Annotated in this window: 16 protein-coding genes and 2 pseudogenes; 15 read left to right on the forward strand and 3 right to left on the reverse strand. The window is 58.1% G+C overall.

All coding sequences use genetic code 11. From position 1 onward, the window contains the following. Positions 1–2 precede the first annotated feature (2 nt). From rsxD to gloA, 5 genes are read left to right on the forward strand one after another with little or no spacing between them, the layout of a single operon-like run. Positions 3–1,055, forward strand: coding sequence for an electron transport complex subunit RsxD (gene rsxD / locus ACTG19_RS04640; RefSeq protein ID WP_005337606.1), 1,053 nt, complete (start codon positions 3–5; stop codon positions 1,053–1,055). Between the two features lie 43 nt (positions 1,056–1,098). Next, a complete protein-coding gene (gene rsxG / locus ACTG19_RS04645; protein ID WP_005359614.1) occupies positions 1,099–1,731 on the forward strand; it encodes an electron transport complex subunit RsxG in 633 nt (210 codons plus the stop codon). A gap of 15 nt (positions 1,732–1,746) precedes the next feature. Then, positions 1,747–2,508 carry an electron transport complex subunit E gene (locus ACTG19_RS04650; RefSeq protein ID WP_439988801.1) on the forward strand — a complete coding sequence of 254 codons (762 nt, stop codon included), beginning with the start codon at positions 1,747–1,749 and terminating at the stop codon, positions 2,506–2,508. A 13-nt stretch (positions 2,509–2,521) separates the two neighbouring features. Then, a complete protein-coding gene (nth, locus tag ACTG19_RS04655) occupies positions 2,522–3,163 on the forward strand; it encodes an endonuclease III (protein ID WP_108612160.1) in 642 nt (213 codons plus the stop codon). 56 nt (positions 3,164–3,219) lie between these two features. Then, positions 3,220–3,633 (forward strand): lactoylglutathione lyase, encoded by a 414-nt coding sequence (gene gloA / locus ACTG19_RS04660; RefSeq protein ID WP_439988802.1) that lies wholly within the window; start codon positions 3,220–3,222, stop codon positions 3,631–3,633. An 84-nt stretch (positions 3,634–3,717) separates the two neighbouring features. Here the strand turns inward: gloA and ACTG19_RS04665 are convergent, their stop codons facing one another. Next, entirely contained in the window at positions 3,718–4,593 is an 876-nt protein-coding gene (locus ACTG19_RS04665) for a flagellar protein MotY (RefSeq protein ID WP_005337611.1), read from the reverse strand. A gap of 265 nt (positions 4,594–4,858) precedes the next feature. Here ACTG19_RS04665 and ACTG19_RS04670 point away from each other — a divergent pair. From ACTG19_RS04670 to ACTG19_RS04685, 4 genes and pseudogenes are all read left to right on the forward strand, one after another. Further along, positions 4,859–5,783 (forward strand): annotated as a pseudogene (locus ACTG19_RS04670) (autotransporter domain-containing protein). Positions 5,784–6,401: 618 nt separating this feature from the next. Further along, positions 6,402–6,944, forward strand: a complete 543-nt coding sequence (locus ACTG19_RS04675) for a hypothetical protein (protein ID WP_429216611.1) — start codon at positions 6,402–6,404, stop codon at positions 6,942–6,944. 88 nt (positions 6,945–7,032) lie between these two features. Then, entirely contained in the window at positions 7,033–7,416 is a 384-nt protein-coding gene (locus ACTG19_RS04680) for a hypothetical protein (RefSeq protein WP_058055916.1), read from the forward strand. Positions 7,417–7,496: 80 nt separating this feature from the next. Continuing rightward, positions 7,497–8,548, forward strand: a pseudogene (locus tag ACTG19_RS04685) (helix-turn-helix domain-containing protein). Positions 8,549–8,713: 165 nt separating this feature from the next. Here the strand turns inward: ACTG19_RS04685 and ACTG19_RS04690 are convergent. Further along, positions 8,714–9,730, reverse strand: coding sequence for a porin (locus ACTG19_RS04690; RefSeq protein WP_201990362.1), 1,017 nt, complete (start codon positions 9,728–9,730; stop codon positions 8,714–8,716). Between the two features lie 396 nt (positions 9,731–10,126). Here ACTG19_RS04690 and dinG point away from each other — a divergent pair, with 396 nt between their 5' ends. The 3 genes from dinG to ACTG19_RS04705 all read left to right on the forward strand — a co-directional run bounded on the left by dinG (position 10,127) and on the right by ACTG19_RS04705 (position 14,079). Then, the gene (gene dinG / locus ACTG19_RS04695; RefSeq protein ID WP_439988803.1) at positions 10,127–12,199 is read left to right on the forward strand and encodes an ATP-dependent DNA helicase DinG; all 2,073 of its coding nucleotides are present in this window, start codon (positions 10,127–10,129) and stop codon (positions 12,197–12,199) included. 142 nt (positions 12,200–12,341) lie between these two features. Beyond that, on the forward strand, positions 12,342–13,001 hold the full coding sequence (locus tag ACTG19_RS04700) for a YccT family protein (protein WP_047439246.1): 660 nt from the start codon (positions 12,342–12,344) through the stop codon (positions 12,999–13,001). Between the two features lie 181 nt (positions 13,002–13,182). Next, positions 13,183–14,079 carry a histone deacetylase family protein gene (locus ACTG19_RS04705; RefSeq protein ID WP_047439244.1) on the forward strand — a complete coding sequence of 299 codons (897 nt, stop codon included), beginning with the start codon at positions 13,183–13,185 and terminating at the stop codon, positions 14,077–14,079. A gap of 135 nt (positions 14,080–14,214) precedes the next feature. On the opposite strand, the gene ylqF is transcribed toward ACTG19_RS04705, so the two are convergent. Beyond that, positions 14,215–15,165: a ribosome biogenesis GTPase YlqF gene (gene ylqF / locus ACTG19_RS04710; protein ID WP_005334061.1), complete on the reverse strand. Its 951-nt coding sequence runs from the start codon at positions 15,163–15,165 to the stop codon at positions 14,215–14,217. A gap of 323 nt (positions 15,166–15,488) precedes the next feature. Between ylqF and ACTG19_RS04715 the strand changes: the two genes are divergently transcribed. From ACTG19_RS04715 to ACTG19_RS04725, 3 genes are read left to right on the forward strand one after another with little or no spacing between them, the layout of a single operon-like run. Beyond that, a complete protein-coding gene (locus ACTG19_RS04715; RefSeq protein ID WP_439988804.1) occupies positions 15,489–16,886 on the forward strand; it encodes an alkaline phosphatase in 1,398 nt (465 codons plus the stop codon). Between the two features lie 11 nt (positions 16,887–16,897). Then, entirely contained in the window at positions 16,898–18,289 is a 1,392-nt protein-coding gene (locus ACTG19_RS04720) for an alkaline phosphatase (RefSeq protein WP_439988805.1), read from the forward strand. 50 nt (positions 18,290–18,339) lie between these two features. Further along, complete coding sequence (locus ACTG19_RS04725; protein WP_439988806.1) at positions 18,340–19,023, forward strand: hypothetical protein; 684 nt, start codon at positions 18,340–18,342, stop codon at positions 19,021–19,023. The last annotated feature ends 6 nt before the right edge of the window (positions 19,024–19,029 follow it).

The raw sequence follows: 19,029 nt of genomic DNA on the forward strand, positions 1-19,029 counted from the left end.
TCATGTTCAATATTGCGACTGCGCCGTTTGCCCATAACCGCAAACAGACCCGAACCCTGATGCTGCTGGTGATCCTGGCCTGCGTGCCGGGCTTGCTGGCCCAGACCTGGTTCTTCGGCTGGGGCTCCTTTATCCAGATCCTGCTGGCGTTGGTCACTGCGCTGCTGTGCGAGGCGCTGGTGCTCAAGCTCCGTGGCCGCGCCATCAAGCCTGCCCTGATGGATGGCAGTGCGGCGCTCACCGCCGTGCTGATCGGTCTCTCCCTGCCGCCGCTGCTGCCGTGGTGGATGCTGGTGGTGGGCACGGCCTTTGCCATCATTGTCGCCAAACACCTTTACGGCGGACTGGGTCAGAACCTGTTCAACCCGGCCATGGTCGCCTATGTGCTGCTGCTGGTCTCCTTCCCGGTGCAGATGACCAGCTGGCTGCCGCCGGAGAGCGTGCGCGCCTACAGCCTCGGTTTTGGCGATGCGGCGTCGGTGATCTTCACCGGCTTTAGCCTCGACGGCTACAGCATGGCCCAGCTCAAGCAGGGGGTGGATGGTCTCACCATGGCGACTCCCCTCGATACCCTGAAAACCGGCCTGACTCAGGGGCTCACCACCGGCGAGATCCTGAGCGGCCCGCTGTTTGAGGGTTGGGGCGGCATCGGCTGGAGCTGGGTCAACCTCGGCTACCTGCTGGGCGGCCTGTTCCTGCTGCAACAGAAGGTGATCAACTGGCGTATTCCCACCGCGATTCTCGGTGCCCTGCTGGCGGCCTCCACCATCGGCTATCTGGTGAGCCCGGATGCGACCGCCACGCCCATGTTCCATCTCTTTAGCGGCGCAACCATGCTGGGGGCCTTCTTTATCGCCACCGATCCGGTCAGCGCCTGCACCACGCCGCGCGGCCGACTGGTCTATGGCGTGCTGATTGGCGTGCTGGTCTACATCATTCGCCGCTTTGGTGGCTATCCGGATGCGTTCGCCTTCGCCGTGCTGCTGGCCAACCTTTGCGTACCCTTTATTGACAGTCTGACTCGCCCGAAAGTGTATGGAGCCCGTCGCCAATGATGTTTCTGCCCTTTTCCACCATCACAGCTGACGGAGCCCGGACATGTTAAAGAGCATGCGCAAGAACGGCCTTATTCTGGCGATGTTCGCGCTGGGCTGTACCGCGCTGGTGGTACTGACCAACGAGCTGACCAAGGATAAAATCGCCCACCAGCAGCAGCTGGAGAAGCAGCAGACCCTCTCGGTATTGCTGCCGGAGGGGAGCTATGACAACGATCTGGTGGCCAGCTGCAAACAGGTGACCAGCAGGAAGTATCTGGGCAGCGATCAGCCGCAGGCCCTCTATACCGCCAGCAAGAATGGCGTGGTGACCGGCTATGCATTGGAGGCGATTGCGCCGGATGGCTACAGCGGGGCGATCCGCATCGTGGCGGGTTTTGATGCCAAGGGCACCATCACTGCCGTGCGCGTGCTCGCTCACAACGAGACCCCTGGCCTCGGTGACAAGATCGAGCTGAAAAAATCTGACTGGATCAACAGCTTTGCCGGAAAATTCCTGACCCATGACAACGAGCCCCAGTGGGCGGTTAAGAAGGATGGCGGCGAGTTCGATGCCTTTACCGGCGCCACCATCACCCCGCGAGCCGTGGTCAAGGCGGTGAAAAACCTGCTTAAACTGCAGCAGGAGCAACCCGAACTGCTCAGCAACGCCCCGGCTTGTCCGGCGGCGAACTAACGGAGTCGAGCCATCATGAACCAGATGGAACAGATTGAAACGGGCGCAACCCCGATTGCCGAGCTGGAAAGCCGCAAGGGCGAGCTCAAGGAGCTGATGAGTCAGGGGCTGTGGAAGAACAACCCCTCGCTGGTGCAGGTGCTGGGGCTCTGCCCGACCCTCGCCGTCTCCTCCACCTTTACCAATGCGCTGGGGCTGGGCCTTGCCACCATGGCGGTGCTGGTCTGCTCCAACCTCGCCGTCTCGCTGGTGCGCAACTGGGTGCCGAAGGATATTCGCATCCCGGTCTATGTGATGATCATCGCCTCGCTGGTGACCAGTGTGCAGCTGCTGATGAACGCCTACACCTATGGCCTCTATCAGGCGCTCGGCATCTTTATCGCCCTGATCGTCACCAACTGCGTCATCATAGGCCGCGCCGAGGCCTATGCCTCCAAGAACCCGCCGCTGCTGGCGGCCCTCGACGGTCTGATGATGGGCCTTGGTTTTACCCTGGTGCTGCTGATACTGGGCGGCATGCGCGAGATCATCGGCATGGGCACCCTGTTTGATGGCGCCGAGCTGCTGCTGGGCGAGTGGGCCAAATCCCTGCGCGTCGAGCTGTTCCACGCCGATGCCAGCCTGCTGCTGGCGATTTTGCCGCCGGGCGGCTTTATCGGGCTGGGGCTGCTGATCGCCGCCAAGAACGCCATCAACGACTGGCGGGACCGCAAACAAGCAGCCACAGTGGCCCACTGCAACGTTGCCCCGGCTCGCGTCCGGGCGACCGAACTATGATCGGACGCAAGGCATGAACAACCAGAAACGCAGAGAGATCCTCGAGCGACTGCGGGAAAACAACCCCCACCCCACCACAGAGCTCAACTTCAACTCGCCATTCGAGCTGTTGATTGCCGTGCTGCTCTCGGCGCAGGCGACCGATGTCAGCGTCAACAAGGCGACCGACAAGCTCTATCCGGTGGCCAACACCCCGCAGGCGATGCTGGATCTCGGGGTGGACGGGCTCAAGGAGTACATCAAGACCATTGGCCTCTTCAACACCAAGGCCGAGAACGTCATCAAGACCTGCGCCATCTTGCTGGAGCGCCACGGCGGCGAGGTGCCGGAGAACCGCGAAGCGCTGGAAGCCCTGCCCGGCGTCGGCCGCAAGACCGCCAACGTGGTGCTCAACACCGCCTTTGGCTGGCCCACCATCGCCGTCGATACCCATATCTTCCGGGTATCGAACCGCACCGGCTTTGCGGTGGGCAAGAATGTGGATCAGGTGGAGGAGAAGCTGCTCAAGGTAGTGCCCGCCGAGTTCAAGCTGGATGTTCACCACTGGCTGATCCTGCACGGACGTTACACCTGTCTGGCTCGCAAGCCCCGCTGTGGTTCCTGTATCATCGAGGACTTGTGCGAGTACAAAGAGAAGGTCTATCCCGAGAACTGACCGCCTCGCAACCGAGATTGAAAGCAGTACACATCACCAACCAGGAGAACTGAGCAATGAGAATTCTGCATACCATGCTGCGTGTCGGCGATCTGCAACGCTCCATCGACTTCTACACCCGCGTCCTCGGCATGAAGCTGCTGCGCAAGAGCGAGAACAGCGAGTACAAGTACACCCTGGCCTTTGTCGGTTACGGTGACGAGAAGGATGAAGCGGTGATCGAGCTGACCTACAACTGGGGGGTGAGCGAGTACGAACTGGGCTCCGCCTACGGCCATATCGCGCTGGAAGCGGACGACATCTATGCCACCTGCGAAGCGCTGCGCGCCGCCGGTGCCAAGATCACCCGCGAGCCGGGCCCGGTCAAGGGCTGCACCACCGTGATCGCCTTCGTCGAAGATCCGGACGGTTACAAGATTGAACTGATCGCCAAGAAAGATGCCGGTACCGGCCTGGGTGACAGCTTCTAAGCTACCCGACTCCCGCTGCCGGATGGCAGGATCAAAAAAGAGCGCATCTGCGCTCTTTTTTATGCCTCTTTGCCGGGGACGGCGCTAGATCTCGCCATTGCGCCCCATGCTGATCACCACCCGCCGGTTCTTGGCACGACCCTGCTCGGTTTCGTTGGAGGCGACGTGCTGCTTCTCGCCATGCCCCTCCACCGAGATCTTGCCGGGATCAATCCCCAGATCGACAAACACCTTCTTGATGGCATCGGCCCGCTTCTCGGAGAGTTTCAGGTTCGGCCAGCGGCCGCCATAGCTGTCGCTGTAGGCGTCGATCACCACCACGTCGATGCTCTTGTCCGCCTTGATAAACTCGCTGATCATCGCCAGCCGCCGCTTGGAGGGAATGGAGAGCTGATCACTGTTCTTGTCGTAGGTGAGCACGCTAAAAGCGATATCGTTGAAGCTGTAGGGCAAGAGCCCGCTCAGACAGTCGATAAAAGCTTGATATTTGACCCGAAAGTTGACCGACGAGAGAGACACCCGCACCGCACGGTTCTGGCGATACCAGTCCCGATACTGGAAGGTCGGCATCCGCCCCCCCTCCAGCTCGTCGAGCATGGTCCAGGCGGTTTGCCCCTCTACCAACCCATCGAACTGCTGATAGAAGCGCAGTTGACTCACTTCTCGTCCGGCTATTCCCGGGCGCCATACCGGCGGCATGATGCCAAGGCTCACCGTCTGGGTCTGGGCCTGCGGCCGCTTGCCCTTGAGCTCGAAGTCGAGGTTGATCTTGCGCCCGGCGCGGCTGACAAAAGCCCCCGTTCCCCAGTTGGGAATAGGATGCTCGAGGCGACACTCAATCTGGGTATCGGAGGTCAAACGCCAGACGGATTGATCCAGACCGGCACCAAATTCGGTGACCCCAGCCTGTAACTGCATACTCACGGATATGCTGACCAACCCCAACACCCAAGCGTTCAATTGCTTGCCCTCCACACGATCTCACAAGAGATATCGGCGGCAAGAGGCCAAGCTTTAGCGACAAACTGCAAAGGCGTGCCGTTGGTGTGGCAAAGGCTTGCCCCCAAGCGGCAATCGACCGCAAACGGCGCTTATTCCCCCCTCTTAGCTCCGTGCCAACCGGCGGGAAGCTCGCTACAGTAAAATCAGGGCAACCAGACACCGCTTATCGGGAACCACACTCATGCACCACTCTTGCTTCTCTTTATTGCAGATGTTGTTGCCAATGCTGCTGGCGCTATCCGGCAGCGCCGTCAAGGCCGCAACACAGGATCAGGAGTGGGCACAGGAGCGCGCCAATGCGGTACTCTCTCTGATGACCTTCACGGTGGTGCCCGACATCACCGCCAGCAACCTCGATATCGGCAGCGGCACCAATCAATCTGCCGCCCTCAACATGACCCAGATCGGCGGCGGCGCCACCATGAGTGAAGCCGTGCCCATCTATCTGGAAGGGGCGATCGGCTTTAGCCGCTACGATCCCCAGTTTGTGGTGAGCAACGGCACCGAGAGCCGCACCCTCCCGACCAAATGGAACAGCCTGACCGCTTCAGGCGGGATCGGCTGGGATATCGCCCTCCATGAAGACCCGCGCGGTGGCCACTGGGTGCTGCGCCCCATCGCCAACGTCTCGCTCGGTACCATGGCAAGCGATCTGCGGATCGGCAACTGGCTGCTGGAGCGTACCAAGGGCTACTCGCTGGATTTTCTCGATGGTGGGCAGCTCAATATGTACGGACTGGGGGGGGTCGCTGATGCTCGACTACGAGCTCTTTTCAAAGACGCAGGATATCGATCTCGAAGTGCGCTACTCCTACCAGCACCTGCAGAGCGTTGGCGGTACCTCGACCAGCGTCCGTGGTCACGCCGAGGCGGAGAACCTCGGTCTCTATCTGCGCCGCCGGGCCCCGCTATTCCACTGGACACTGCTCGACAGACCGGTGCGCTATGTACTGGAGGGGGCTCATACCGCATATCTGGGGGAACAGCGGGGGTTGCTTGGCTTTGACTCCCTCAACTCTATCGGCGCCGGTCTGGAGCTGGACAGCAGCAAGTACGACATCATAGTCACCCGTACCCGGTTGGTTGCCCGCTATATGTTCAGCCACAACACCAGCGGTTATTCCATCGGGTTGGCCATGAGTTTCTAAGTCGTTATATTTTCCTGCCACGAGTGGGCAATCCTCAGGGAAAGCACAGTAACACTCCAGATAATTATGTCCGTATTGATGGAGGATTTATTGATCTGCCACCTTTCATATTTCTCACTACCCAGTCATATCAGGTAAAAATATCCACCTGCTGGCAAGCCCATTTTTCCACCCTCGCACACCGAATATTGGCGTTTTTATCTGTATATTTACGGTGCGCAATGGCTCAGTGATGTCGCCAGCCTGCGCCCGCTTGCAACAGAAAAAATACCAAATGCCCGACATCACAGACCGACGGCCAACTTTATCGATGTCCATAAGGAACCAGCCCGGAGGTCCCCCATCATTTTCACAGTGACTTGAACCACACCTAACTCACTGTTTTAAATGATTTATAGTTTTTCATATTTTATGAATCCAATTAATCCTGTTTTATTTTACTTACATCACCCGACTGCTAAATTTGGCGTCATCCCGGCAGGGCGAGGCGCACTGAAACGACTGACTGCGGGCTACCGATAACAGGTGTGCAATGAGCACAGAAATAACGTTCAGGCATAGCAACCGTTATTTTGACGACATCACACTTGCTGATCCTTGTTGATTTGAGGTTATCTGATGAAAAAAACGCTGCTTGCTCTCTCTGTATTGGTCATGACCGGAACCGCATATGCAGGGGTGCCTGATTTATCCGCCAGTTGTCCTGGACATATTAATCTTCGCGTCGAAGATGGCACGGCTTATATCAATAGCCAGCAAGTTCCACTTAAAAAAGTGAATTCAAATTTCTACGAGGCGAGCAAGGGGCGCACCACCCTCTCCATGGTGAAAAATGGCGACTGGGGCATCACCTATTTTGTCAAAAATGGCGACAGCGGCGCCTGCCAGCTCAATGACGATGAGAACGATGACGACGGCGATGATAATGAAATCGCCAGTAGCAGTGCCTACAACGGCAGCACTGCACAAACCAAGGTTGCCGAGAACGCCTGCATGAACGCCGTCGCCAGAAAAGCGGGCGTCAGCCGCAGCAAACTGACCCTCGACTATGTGGCCGACTCCCAGGCGGGGATGATGATTGACATCAAAGGGCCCCATGACCGGCTCTGGCACTGCCTCACCGACTCCCGCGGCCATATTTCTGGCATCAATCAGGACTGATTTCGAGCCACGGCTCAACGGGGCCCACACCTACCGTGGGGGCTCCACCCCTTATCCATTGCAATTATTTTGATACAGGTAAATGAAGATGAAATCCAAACAGACTCTGCTCAATGTCGCCCTCGGTTGCCTGCTGGCGGTCGGTATCTCCGGCTGCGCCGTGGCCAAAACCCATCACGGCCACAAGACCCATGCCCAAGCGCACGCTCAGGAAGGAGCCGTGCAGTATGGCGACGAGAGCCCGTGGGCAGGCAACTATAAAGCGGTCACTGACGATGGCCGCACCGTGGCCGAAATTCACGTCGATACCACAGGGGAAACCTATATCGATGGCAATCAGGTCAAACCAAATCACAGCGGCAGCGACTACCTGAAATTCAAGCAGGAGACCATCACTTACACCCTGCGCAAAAGCGGTGCCAGCTGGAAAGACAGCGATGCCGGCACCAGCGGCCGCATCCTGTTCGATTGATAATCCCGACACAGGCCTTGCCAGACACCAAGCCCCGCCAAGGGGCTTTTTTGCACCTGCAAAATACTATCAGCCTCTGCATGACCACCAACGAGAAAGTAGCACGTCGCAAACTCAGCCTGCTAGAGCTCGCCATAGAGCTCAATAACGTCAGCAAAGCCTGCAAACTCATCGGCTACAGTCGTCAGCAGTTCTACGAAATTCGCCGTAATTTCCAGACCTATGGCGCCGAGGGATTGCTCGACAAATTGCCCGGCTGCAAAGGGGCTCATCCCAATCGGGTCGCTCCCGAGATTGAACAGGCCACCCTCGATTACTCCCTCACCAGACCAGCTCATGGCCCGCTGCGAGTCGCGCAAAAACTGGCTCTGCAAGGCATCAATGTCAGTGCGGGCGGTGTGCGTGGCGTGTGGCAACGGCACGACTTGCTCTCCAAACACGACCGTTTGTAGCGCCTCGAGAAAACCCATAGGGAACAAACCATTGAGCTCAATGACGAGCAAATTCGCCTGCTCGAACGCTTTAGTCCCGAGTTCCGCGAACGCCAGATAGAGGTTCATTACACCGGGAACTGGTGGCGATCGACACCTTCTTCGTTGGCGCGCTCAAGGGGGTTGGCAAGGTGTATCTGCAAACCGTGCTGAACTGCTACAGTCGCCACGCCTGGGGGCGGCTCTACACCAGCAAGCTGCCGGTGACCTCGGTTCATGTGCTCAATGAAACGGTGCAGCCGTTTTTCGAGGCCCACGAGGCGCGGGTCTATACCATCCTGTCGGATAACGGGCGCGAGTTCTGTGGGCGCCCTGACCACCATCCCTACGAGCTTGCTCCTGCAACTGGAGGGAATTGAGCACCGAACCACCAAGGTGCGCAGGCCGCAGAGCAACGGCTTTATCGAACGGCTGCATCGCACACTGCTGGATGAACACTTCCTTATCAAGGGGAGAACGACCTGGTATGAGTTGGTAGAGCAGATGCAGACAGACCTGGATAGCGATCTGGAACACTACAACACCCAGCCAACACCCAGCGGCCACATCAGGACAGGATGATGGAGGGTCAAACCCCCTACCGCATGTTCAAGAAGGGTCTGAAATTGATACCGAAGGAAGTACGCTCTAAGGTAGCGTAAACAAGACACCGGTTTGAGGCCGGTGTCAGGTGATAACTAGATCTGTACAACCTGTGTTTATCACATCGCAGCGCGCTGAGCATACAATACGGGCAATAAGAAAGCTCTTATTGCCCGTTTAATAAACATTATTGTGTTTACCCTAAAGTTAACACACTGCACTCATTAGAATGCGTAAAACAGACCTGCATATACAACATCATCGCTGTTCACTTCGGCATTTTCGAATACATATTCGCTGTATGCCAAGAAGTTGCTGGTGAAGTTGTAAGTCAGACCCAATGTGGTGTAGATGGCACGCTCATTGGTCTCTTTAGTCTCGGCGTTGTTGTAAACAACATACGGAGTCCAAGCATCCACATTGTAGGATGCGGCAAGCTCGTAGCCACGAGTCTTCTCTTCGTTGTCACCTACACCATAGTATTTAACTTTGGAATTGCTGTAAGAGGCACCCAGGTAGAGGCCTTCCAGGGTATAGGAGGCACCCAGACCCCAATCTTTCTTGCTCTCAGCACCGTCAAAATTGTCGACAGTATCATTGAACTCTTTTTGCTCCAGACCGGCAATCAGCGCCAGACCGAACGGGGCTTCATAGCCCAGCTTGGCAGCGTAGCCACGATCCAAGTCGCCTGTCAGCTGAACAATACCGTTATTGCTTGCGACATTTTTATAACCGGTATTGGCAGTAATATAGCTCGCGCCGAAGGAGACACCGTTCCACTGGCCATCGTAACGAACCTGACCTTCCTGACGGCCATCGTAGACACTGGCCAGGCCAGAGTTTTCATTCGCAATATCAGCCTTGTTGATAACGTCGTTAAACACGGTATCCAGCTGACCAAAACGGATCATACCAAACTGGGATCCATCCAGACCGACATACACTTCACGGGAAGTAATGTCATCTTCTTTACCATTACTTTCGCCAGATTTGTTTGAAGTCAGCTGCCACTCACCCTTGGCCAAGCCAGACCAAGTGTCGTTCAGGGCAACTTTGGTGCTCAGACCGATACGGGCACGACCTGCCAGATCTTCAGCGTTGTCATCGTGCTTGCTGGCAAATTGGGTACGCAGGTTACCGGTGATGCCAACTTGAGTACCGTCTTTGTCATAGATGACGGCGGCGTTAGCGGCGGACGCAAACAGAGCCGGGATAGCAATTGCCAGAATTGTCTTTTTCATAGTTTCCAATGCCTACTGTAAGTTAAACACTAAGTCGTTGTTATTCCCTGTGTTAGCGATGTTCTTTGCATCACTATGCCGCCGAGACTAGCACCGGATTTTTTGAACCGCAATGAAAAAACTTGGAACTTTTTATGGAAATCATGGTCACCAAGATGAAAATGTGATGCGCATCTCACTTAAAGCAGAACCAATGGGAAAACGTTTACAATTTATTCTGCTGATTATTTGGACTCAAATAGTCTATTTTGCATGCAAATGACGCTAACTATCTGATAAACAACCAAAGTGGTCTGAACAGCGTAAAACTGCCGTGATAATGGCTGCTGCCTCGACCTCACCAAGGGGTTGCGGGTATCCTTGTCCTTCGATTAACCCCTAACTGGCCTTCTCTTCATGCTCTCTACTCGCCTTAAAGCCACCATTCGTCAAACCTATCGCCAGATTTCGGATGGATTACCCGGTTTTGTGCCGCGCAAAGAGCAGAACTTTCTGGTGGCCGAGATAGCCAAAACCCTGACCGGCGAGTACGACAAACAGCGCCGTATTCTGGTGGCCGAAGCGGGCACCGGTATCGGCAAGTCTCTTTCTTATGCGCAGGGCGCCATCCCGGTGGCACGGCTCACCCAGAAAAAGCTGGTGATCTCCACCGCCACAGTGGCTCTGCAAGAGCAGCTGATCCACAAAGACCTTCCTTTTTACCATCGCCACAGCGAGCTGTCGTTTCGCTTTATGCTGGTCAAGGGGCGTCAGCGCTACTGCTGCGAGCATCTGCTGGAGCAGGCAGCCAGTGGCGCCGAGATGGCCAACTTCGAGCTCGACTTTGGCAGTCTGAGCAAATCCAAACCATCTGACAGCGACAAAGATCGCTACCAGGCTCTGTGGCAGGCCTACACCAATGGCAAGTGGGACGGGGATCGGGACAACTGGCCGGAGCCCATTCCCGACACTTGCTGGGATCGCATCGCCGCCGACCGCCACACCTGCAACAAGGCGCTGAGCCATCACCAGCACTGCCCCTTTCATCGCGCCCGCAACGACATGGAGAGCTCAGATGTGCTGGTCGTCAACCATGCGCTGCTGCTCTCCGATCTCACCATGGGCGGAGGCATCATTCTGCCGCCCCCTGATGAGTGCATCTATGTGCTGGATGAGGCCCATCACCTGCCCACCATCGCCCGGGATCACGGCGCGGCGTCGGCCAGCGTCAAAGGCTCACGTCGCTGGCTGGAGAAGCTGGTACAAAGTGCAGGCAAGCTGGCGCGGACTCTTAATAAGGAGAGCCTGCTCGACCCCCAACTCAAACTGCAGGATGCACTGGCCTCCATCCAGCCTGATCTGAAGGCTGTCGAGCAGTGGCTCAGCGCCAACGATCGGCTGTTTGGCAGTGAACCTCACTACCGCTTCGCCGAAGGGGTATTGCCGGATCCCCTGCCCATGCTGGCAGAGAATCTCAAGGAGTCGAGCAAGAAGGCGCTGCGGGCGCTGGATCGGATGCAAGGGGCCATAGGTGAAGCGCTGAAAGATGGCGAGATCCGCCGCAAGGAGGCCGAACCCCTGCTGGCAGAGAGCGGTTTTCATCTGCAGCGGCTGGAGAGTTTCTGCGCCCTCTGGGAGATGCTGGGGCGCCATGTGCCGACCGGCAAAACCCCGCTCGCCCGCTGGATGGCCAAGAGCGATGACGGCGATATCTGGCTGCACGCCTCACCGATTGAAGTGGGCTATCTGCTGGAGGAGTGGCTCTGGTCGAAATGTTTGGGGGCCGTGCTGGTCTCCGCGACCCTCACAGCACTCTCTTCCTTTAGTTATTTTCGCCATCAGGTGGGGCTCAAGGAGCACGACGGTACCCGCTATCTGCGCCTGCGCTCACCCTTTGACTATCAGAAAGCCGAGCTCTATCTGCCCAAGATGGAGCACGAACCCAACTCGCCGGCCTTTACCAACGAACTCATCAGCGTGCTGCCACGTATTCTGGCGGGCAAGGAGGCGAGTCTGGTGCTCTTCTCCTCCTACCGCCAGATGAATGAGGTGGCCGTTGGCTTGCGAGCCAAGGGGCTGTCACTGCTGGTGCAGGGGGAAGCCTCCCGCAATGCCCTGCTCACCCTGCACAAACAGAAATGCGATGGCGGTCAGGCCAGCATTCTGTTTGGTACCGGCAGCTTCTCGGAAGGGCTGGATCTGCCGGGTCACTACCTTACCAATCTGGTGATCACCAAACTCCCCTTTGCCGTGCCCAACTCGCCGGTCGAGGAGGCCACCGCCGAGTGGGTGGAGCAGCGAGGCGGCAACCCTTTCCTGCAACTGACAGTGCCGGAGGCATCGCGCAAGCTTATCCAGGCCTGTGGCCGCCTCATCCGCAAAGAGGCTGATCGGGGACGGGTCACCATTCTCGACCGCCGCCTGCTGACCAAACGTTATGGCAAGGGGCTGCTCGACGCCCTCCCACCGTTTACACGGCGGATCGAGTAAATAAGCCGGCCGCTATTGATAAACAAACTGACAGCCGCGCGAACATCGACCACCAGAAAGAGCCATTGCCGCAGTAGGCCAAACCTGTAAAAATGAGCCCCTGTTTTCAGTGGGCAATCGCCTGACTGTTCAAGGAGATGAAATGAAACTGACTGTTCTGGTACCGGCGCTGGCTGGTCTGTTGTGGGCCGGTAGCGCCCTTGCTGATGCCCAATTGGAAGTGACCACCCCGTATGTCGTCCAGCTGATCGATGGTCAAGCAATCAATCCCTCATTACTCGATAACACCAAAAAGTTTCCACTTAGCGTTGGTAAACATCAGCTCGTGGTTGCATTTGAAGGCAATTATTCTAATCGAGACGAAATCAAGCTGGTGACCGCCGAGCCGCTGGTGCTGAACTTCACCGCCGCCGACAACCAGCAACTGGTGCTGGACTATAAAAAGCCCCGCAACGAAGCAGAAGCCAAGCAGTTTGTCAAAGATCAGAAAGTCACGCTGAAAGACAAGGTCACAGGCCAGCAAGTAAGCAGCGAACAGTTCGTGATGCCGAAAGTAGAAGGCTTCCAGCTGACCCGTGACTATCAGCAAGAGCTGATCAACATGGGCAAAGCATTCAACCAGCCCAAGACCGTCGCCGTCTCCTCTGCTGCCGTGATGGCTGCCGCCAGCGCACCGGTTCAGGTTGCCCCCAGCAAGGCTCAAAGCAATCCGGAAGCGCTGACCCAGTTGCAAAACTGGTACAACAAGGCAGATGCGGAAACCCGCAAAGCCTTCCAGATCTGGGTTATCCAGCAGCAATAAGCCGGACTGAGAGATTGACTGAAAGGGGAGCCAAGCTCCCCTTTTCCATATCCTGCGGTCTCACTCACGACGCGTCTTGATTTGTGCGCTGCCACTTCCCCTTTATATAGGGAGTGTATATATGGATTCATCTGCTGATTTCATATATAGAAAGCGCCACCTTGCCAGGGAGAATGGCACCATGTCGTTGCGCATTTTCTATCACCCCCTCTACTCCTCCCTGACGCTACCCGAGCGCCATCGCTTCCCGCTGGCCAAGTATCAGGGGCTGTTTGAGCACCTGCAGGTGCAGGGTTACCCCCTTGGCGAAGCGCCGGCCGCTACCCGGGAGCAAATCTGTCGCATTCACGATGCCGATTATGTCGCGGCGGCCCTGAGCGGCCAGCTTGAAGAGCGCGCCATCCGCAAGATCGGTTTCCCCTGGTCACCCATGCTGATGGAGCGCACCTTGCGCTCGGTGGGTGCCACCGTTGCCGCCAGCCGCCATGCTCTTGAGCAGGGCTGCGGCTTGCAGATCTCCGGTGGCTACCACCACGCCCATCGCGATCACGGCAGCGGTTTTTGTCTGTTTAACGATTTGGTGATTGCCGCCCAGGCTTGCCTCGACGAGGGGCGCTGTGAACAGGTGCTGATCGTCGATCTCGATGTGCATCAGGGAGATGGCAGTGCGGCCCTGTGCGCCGGACGGCGCGATATCATCACCCTCTCCCTTCATGGGGAGCACAACTTCCCCTATCACAAAACCACCTCTCACCTCGACTTTCCGCTGCCAAGCGGCATGGCAGACGATGCCTATCTCACCACACTGCAACAGGCACTCTCGCTGGCACTGCGCCTCTATTCGCCGGATCTCATCCTCTATCAGGCGGGCGTCGATGTGCATCATGCCGACGAACTTGGTTATCTCTCCCTGAGCGATGAAGGGGTTCGCCTGCGCGATGCCATGGTATTTGACTGTGCAATCAAGCATGGGTTGCCTGTCGCCGCAGTGCCCGGTGGCGGCTATCGCCGCGACTGGCAACAGCTGATCCCGCTTCATATGTCGCTGTTTGAGACGGCGCGCCACCGTTTTGGTTGATGACATGCCTTTATATGTCGGGCACTTCACCAGATAAAACAGAAGAGGCGACCCTGGGGTCGCCTCTTCGTGTTTCGTCATCTGGGTCACACAAGCTCGCTCGTTGTCAGGCAAGCTCGGGACGCCTGAGGATAACTATTTCTGACGCTTGCGGGCGTACTTGCGACGGGCGCGGGCCTGACGCTCCTCTTCCCGCTCGGCCTTCTCTTTGGCTTTTTGCTCGGCTTCAGCGGCGGCTTCGACAATCTCGACGCTCACCATCTCCGGCGTCTCCAGCGAGATGCGGCCAAGCAAACCGGAGCGGAACTCGTTAATCAGGATCTCGGACGCCTTGTGCAAGTCGGCCAGCCCCCCTTTGCGCATAAACGCTCGCTGGCGGGCGATCATCTCCAGCAGCTCGATCTCGGTCTCGGGCAGCTCGTCAATCTGGTAGCGCGCCTTGATCCGCTCCGGATAGGCCTTGATGAAGTAGTCAGCGGCAAACATGGCGATATCGGCATAGTCGAACACCGTGTCCTTGATGGCCGCGGTGATGGCCAGACGATAACCGCAGGAGGGCGGGTTGAGCTTGGGCCAGAGAAAACCCGGGGTATCGGTCAGGATAACGTTGTTATCCAGCTTGATCCGCTGCTGGGACTTGGTCACCCCCGCCTCGTTGCCGGTACGGGCGATGATGCGCCCCGCCAGAGTATTGATCAGAGTGGACTTGCCCACGTTGGGGATCCCCATGATCATCGCCCGCACGCCGCGCAGCTCAAAATTGCGCTCCGGCAGCATCTCATGGCAGAGGGTCAGCAGTTGCTTGATCTTCTCCGGCTCTTGTTGTGTCAACGGCAGCGCCTTGATCCCCTTCTCTTTTTCCATGTGCGCCACCCACAGATCGGTGATCGCCGGATCGGCGAGGTCCGCCTTGTTCAGCACCTTGATCACCGGGGTATCACCACGCAGCTCGGGCACCAGCGGGTTTTCGCTGGAGAAGGGGATGCGGGCATCGAGCATCTCGATGATCACATCGACCTGGGGCATGACCTCGGCAATCTCTTTGCGGGCCTTGTGCATGTGACCGGGGAACCAGTTGATGGACATATCCGTTACTCTCTGTGGGGGCTGCGGGCGCGCGCATGGAACAACAGGCGCTCTGCCGCGGGCATCGAACGAAGGGGGCGCATTTTACCTGCTGCGGGCCTCTTTTGACAGGTCATTCTAACCATCACCTCATCAAATCAGCAAACCGCCGAGGTGGAGCGACCTTGCCGGAAACGACCGGGCCAACTCGCCCAATTGACAGATAACACTTTGATATATTGTAACATTTTCATCACTTTTTCACACAACCGTCACCGATAGTCAGTAAAAGTGTCATCTGCCCCCTCTAGGCTGCGCTCAGGTTTTACAAGGAGCGAACCCCAATGAGAAAAATGGCAGGACTTGCAGTGATGATCGGCGCCGCCCTGGCTACCGGCTGCAAATCAGACAATGACACGGTGGCGACCAAGCCCGCAGCCCAACCCACCAACATCATCTTCTTCCTCGGTGACGGCATGGGCCTCAACACCCTGACGGCGGCCCGCATCTACGGTGTCGGCGAAGAGGGTGATCTCACCATCGATACCCTGCCAGAGACGGCCTTTATCAAGACTTTCTCCCACGATGCCCAGGTCACTGACTCGGCCCCCTCCATGGCGGCCTACATGACCGGGGTCAAGAGCAACAACGGCGTCATCAGCATGGACGGCGACGCCACCTATGAGAGTGACTGCAGCAAGAGCGCCGGCAAGCCGGTGACCACCCTGCTGGAGCTGGCCAAAGCCGATGGCCGCGGCACCGGTGTGGTAACCAGCACCCGGGTAACCCACGCCACCCCTGCGGCTACCTATGCCCATATCTGCAACCGGGATCTGGAAGCGGATATCGCCGTCCAGCTGGTGCCGGGCGGCAAAGGCTACAACAGTGCCCTCAAGGAGGGGCTGGATGTGGTGCTCGGTGGCGGCAGCAGTTTCTTCCTGCCCAAAGCCGACAAGGGCAAGCGGGAGGATGGCCGCAATCTCATCAGCGAAATGCAGGCCAAGGGCTACCAGTTTGCCAGCAATCTGGATGAGCTGAACAAGGCCGATGCGGGCAAGCCGCTGCTGGGTCTGTTTGGTTCCAGCCACATGAAATATGACCTGGACCGCCCCGCCAGCGAGCCGTCACTGGCCCAGATGACCCTGGCCGCCATCAAGCAGCTCAAGGGCAAGGAGAAGGGTTACTTCCTGATGGTGGAAGGGGGCCGCATCGACCACGCACTGCACGACACCAACGCCAAGCGGGCGCTGCAAGACACCATCGCCTTCGACAACGCCATCAAGGCCGCCATCGACGAGGTGAAAAAGAGCGACCCCGAGCTGAAAAACACCCTGATCGTGGTCACCGCCGACCACGACCATACACTCGTGCTCAACGGCTATGCCAAGCGCACCGGCAAGACCACCGCCGACAACCCCGGCGTACTCGGGCTGGTGAAGAACTACGAGACTGGCGAGCCAAGCAAGGATAGCGAGGGCATGCCCTACACCATCATCGGTTTTGGCAACGGCTACAACCGGGTGGATGGCCCGCGTAGCAGCGTTGCCCCGCTCGACGATGCCACCGTCTCTGCCAATGACTACCACCAGGAAGTGGTGGTCAAGGTGGGCGAGATCGGCAACGAGACCCACGGCGGCACAGATGTCTTCCTCGGCGCCATCGGCAAGGGGGCTGACAGCTTCCATGGCTCACTCGATAACACTGCCGTGTTCGGCAAGATCAAGGCTGCGGCCAAGCTGTAAGGAGCACTTTCATGAGCAAACAGATGAACACATCCATCAAGCACACACTGGTCTGCGCCGCCCTGTTCAGTGCGCTGGGCGCTACCTCCCAGGCACAGGCCGGTGATGCCAAAAACGTCATTCTCTTTATCGGTGATGGCATGGGTCCCACCGTGCTCACCGCCACCCGGCTGTTCAAGGTGGGGGAAGAGGGCAATCTGGAGATGATGAAACTGCCACGCAGTGCCCGCATCAAGACCTTCTCCAACGATGCCCAGACCACAGACTCGGCCCCCTCCATGGCGGCCTACACCACCGGGGTCAAGATGAACAACGAGGTGATCGCCATGAGCAGCGACACCAAAGCCGTTGCCCCCGGCAAAGACGTCAATGGCAACAAAACCGTCAACAATTGCAGCAGCGATAACGGCAAGCCGGTGCCCACCATCCTGGAGCTGGCCAAGGCGGCAGGCAAATCGGTCGGGGCCGTCACCACTACCGAGCTGACCCACGCTACCCCGGCGGCCACCTACGCCCACATCTGCCATCGGGATGCCGCTTATGACATCGCCGCACAGGCCGTTCCTGGGGGCGCTGGCTATAACAGTGCCCTCAAGGATGGGGTCGATGTGCTGATGGGTGGTGGTGCCAACCACTGGACCCCCTACAGCGCCAGCAACAAGGGCGGTCGCAATGACAACCGCGACCTGACCGCCGAGATGAAGGCACAGGGATACAGCTATGTCACCACTCAAAGTGAACTGGCCAAGGTCACCAGCGGCAAGCTCATCGGCCTGTTCAGCGCCAAGTCCCACCTCGACTACGAGCTGGACCGCGTCGCCAAGGGGGCAGCCAATACCCAGCCGTCGCTCTCCGAGATGACCGCCAAGGCGATCGATCTGCTGAGCCAGAACAGTCAGGGTTACTTTCTGATGGTGGAAGGGGGCCGGATCGACCACGCCCTGCACGGCACCAATGCCAAGCGCTCGCTCACCGACGCGGTGGCGCTGGACGAGGCGGTCAAGACGGCGCTCGGCAAGGTGGATTTGAAAGATACCCTGATCGTGGTCACCGCCGATCATGACCACACCATGACAATCAACGGCTACTCCGCCAAGGGCAACAAGGTGCTGGATCTGGTGAAAAATGGCGACGGCTCGACCCAGAACGACGTGGATGGCAAGCCGTTTACCACCCTGGTGTTCGGCAACGGCCCCAACCGCCCCGACGTGCGCCCCACCCTCACCAGTGATCAGGTGATGGCGGACGACTACCTGCAAGAGACCGGGGTCAAGCTCGGCTCCGAGACCCACGGCGGCGGCGATGTGATGCTGTTCGCCGATGGAGCTGGCAGCAGCCGCTTCAAGGGGACACTGGATAACACCAAGGTGTTTGGCAAGCTGAAGGAGGCGCTCGGCCTGTAAACGACAGGGCCCGGCATCGCGCCGGGCCCTGCTCGTGCGAGCGATCACTCATGATGCGATATTTACTTCCGCTGTGGCTGCTCGCCAGCAGCCTCTCTTTTCCCCTCCTTGCCGATGAAGCACCCGATCTGGCCGCCCGCATCCGCTATCAGGACAGGGTGACCAGCAGCGACGGCATCAGCAAGGAGAGCCAGTGGCAGGAGAAGTGGCTGCGGGTTGGCGATCAGGTGTGGAGCCAGCGGCTCATCCCGCTGCCCCTTGCCCGTGCTTACCACGCGGCTCACGATGCCACCCCGGGCCACAAGCACTTTACCCACCAGATGGCGGCGCGCTGGGTAACCCGCGACCAGCAGGGGATGCTGCAACTGCGCTACGCCGACAGCTGGCACAACCAGCTGGTGGAGGTACCGGAGGAGGAGTTCGGTCAGGTGGCTTTCAAACCCGACTGGCCGCGGATCCGCCACCTCATCAATCCGGCCCTGCTGCAAGAGATGACGCCCCTTGATGAGATGGCCCCCGAACAGGCGCGCTGGTATGAAAAACGCGAGGGCAACCAGCGCACCCGTATCCTCTGGTCGAGTCGCTGGCAGCTGCCGCTGGTGGTGGAGTCGGCAAGCTTCGATGGCTATCGCAGCTACCGGATGGAGGTGACCCTAAAAACGCTGCCCAAGAATTTGCCTTGGCAACAGCTGGAGGGGTATCAGACGCTCGATCTGCGGGACTTCTTCGATTGAAATGAG

It is taken from the genome of Aeromonas sp. 3P, from assembly GCF_051919745.1.
GTDB classification, from domain to species: Bacteria; Pseudomonadota; Gammaproteobacteria; order Enterobacterales; family Aeromonadaceae; genus Aeromonas; species Aeromonas veronii.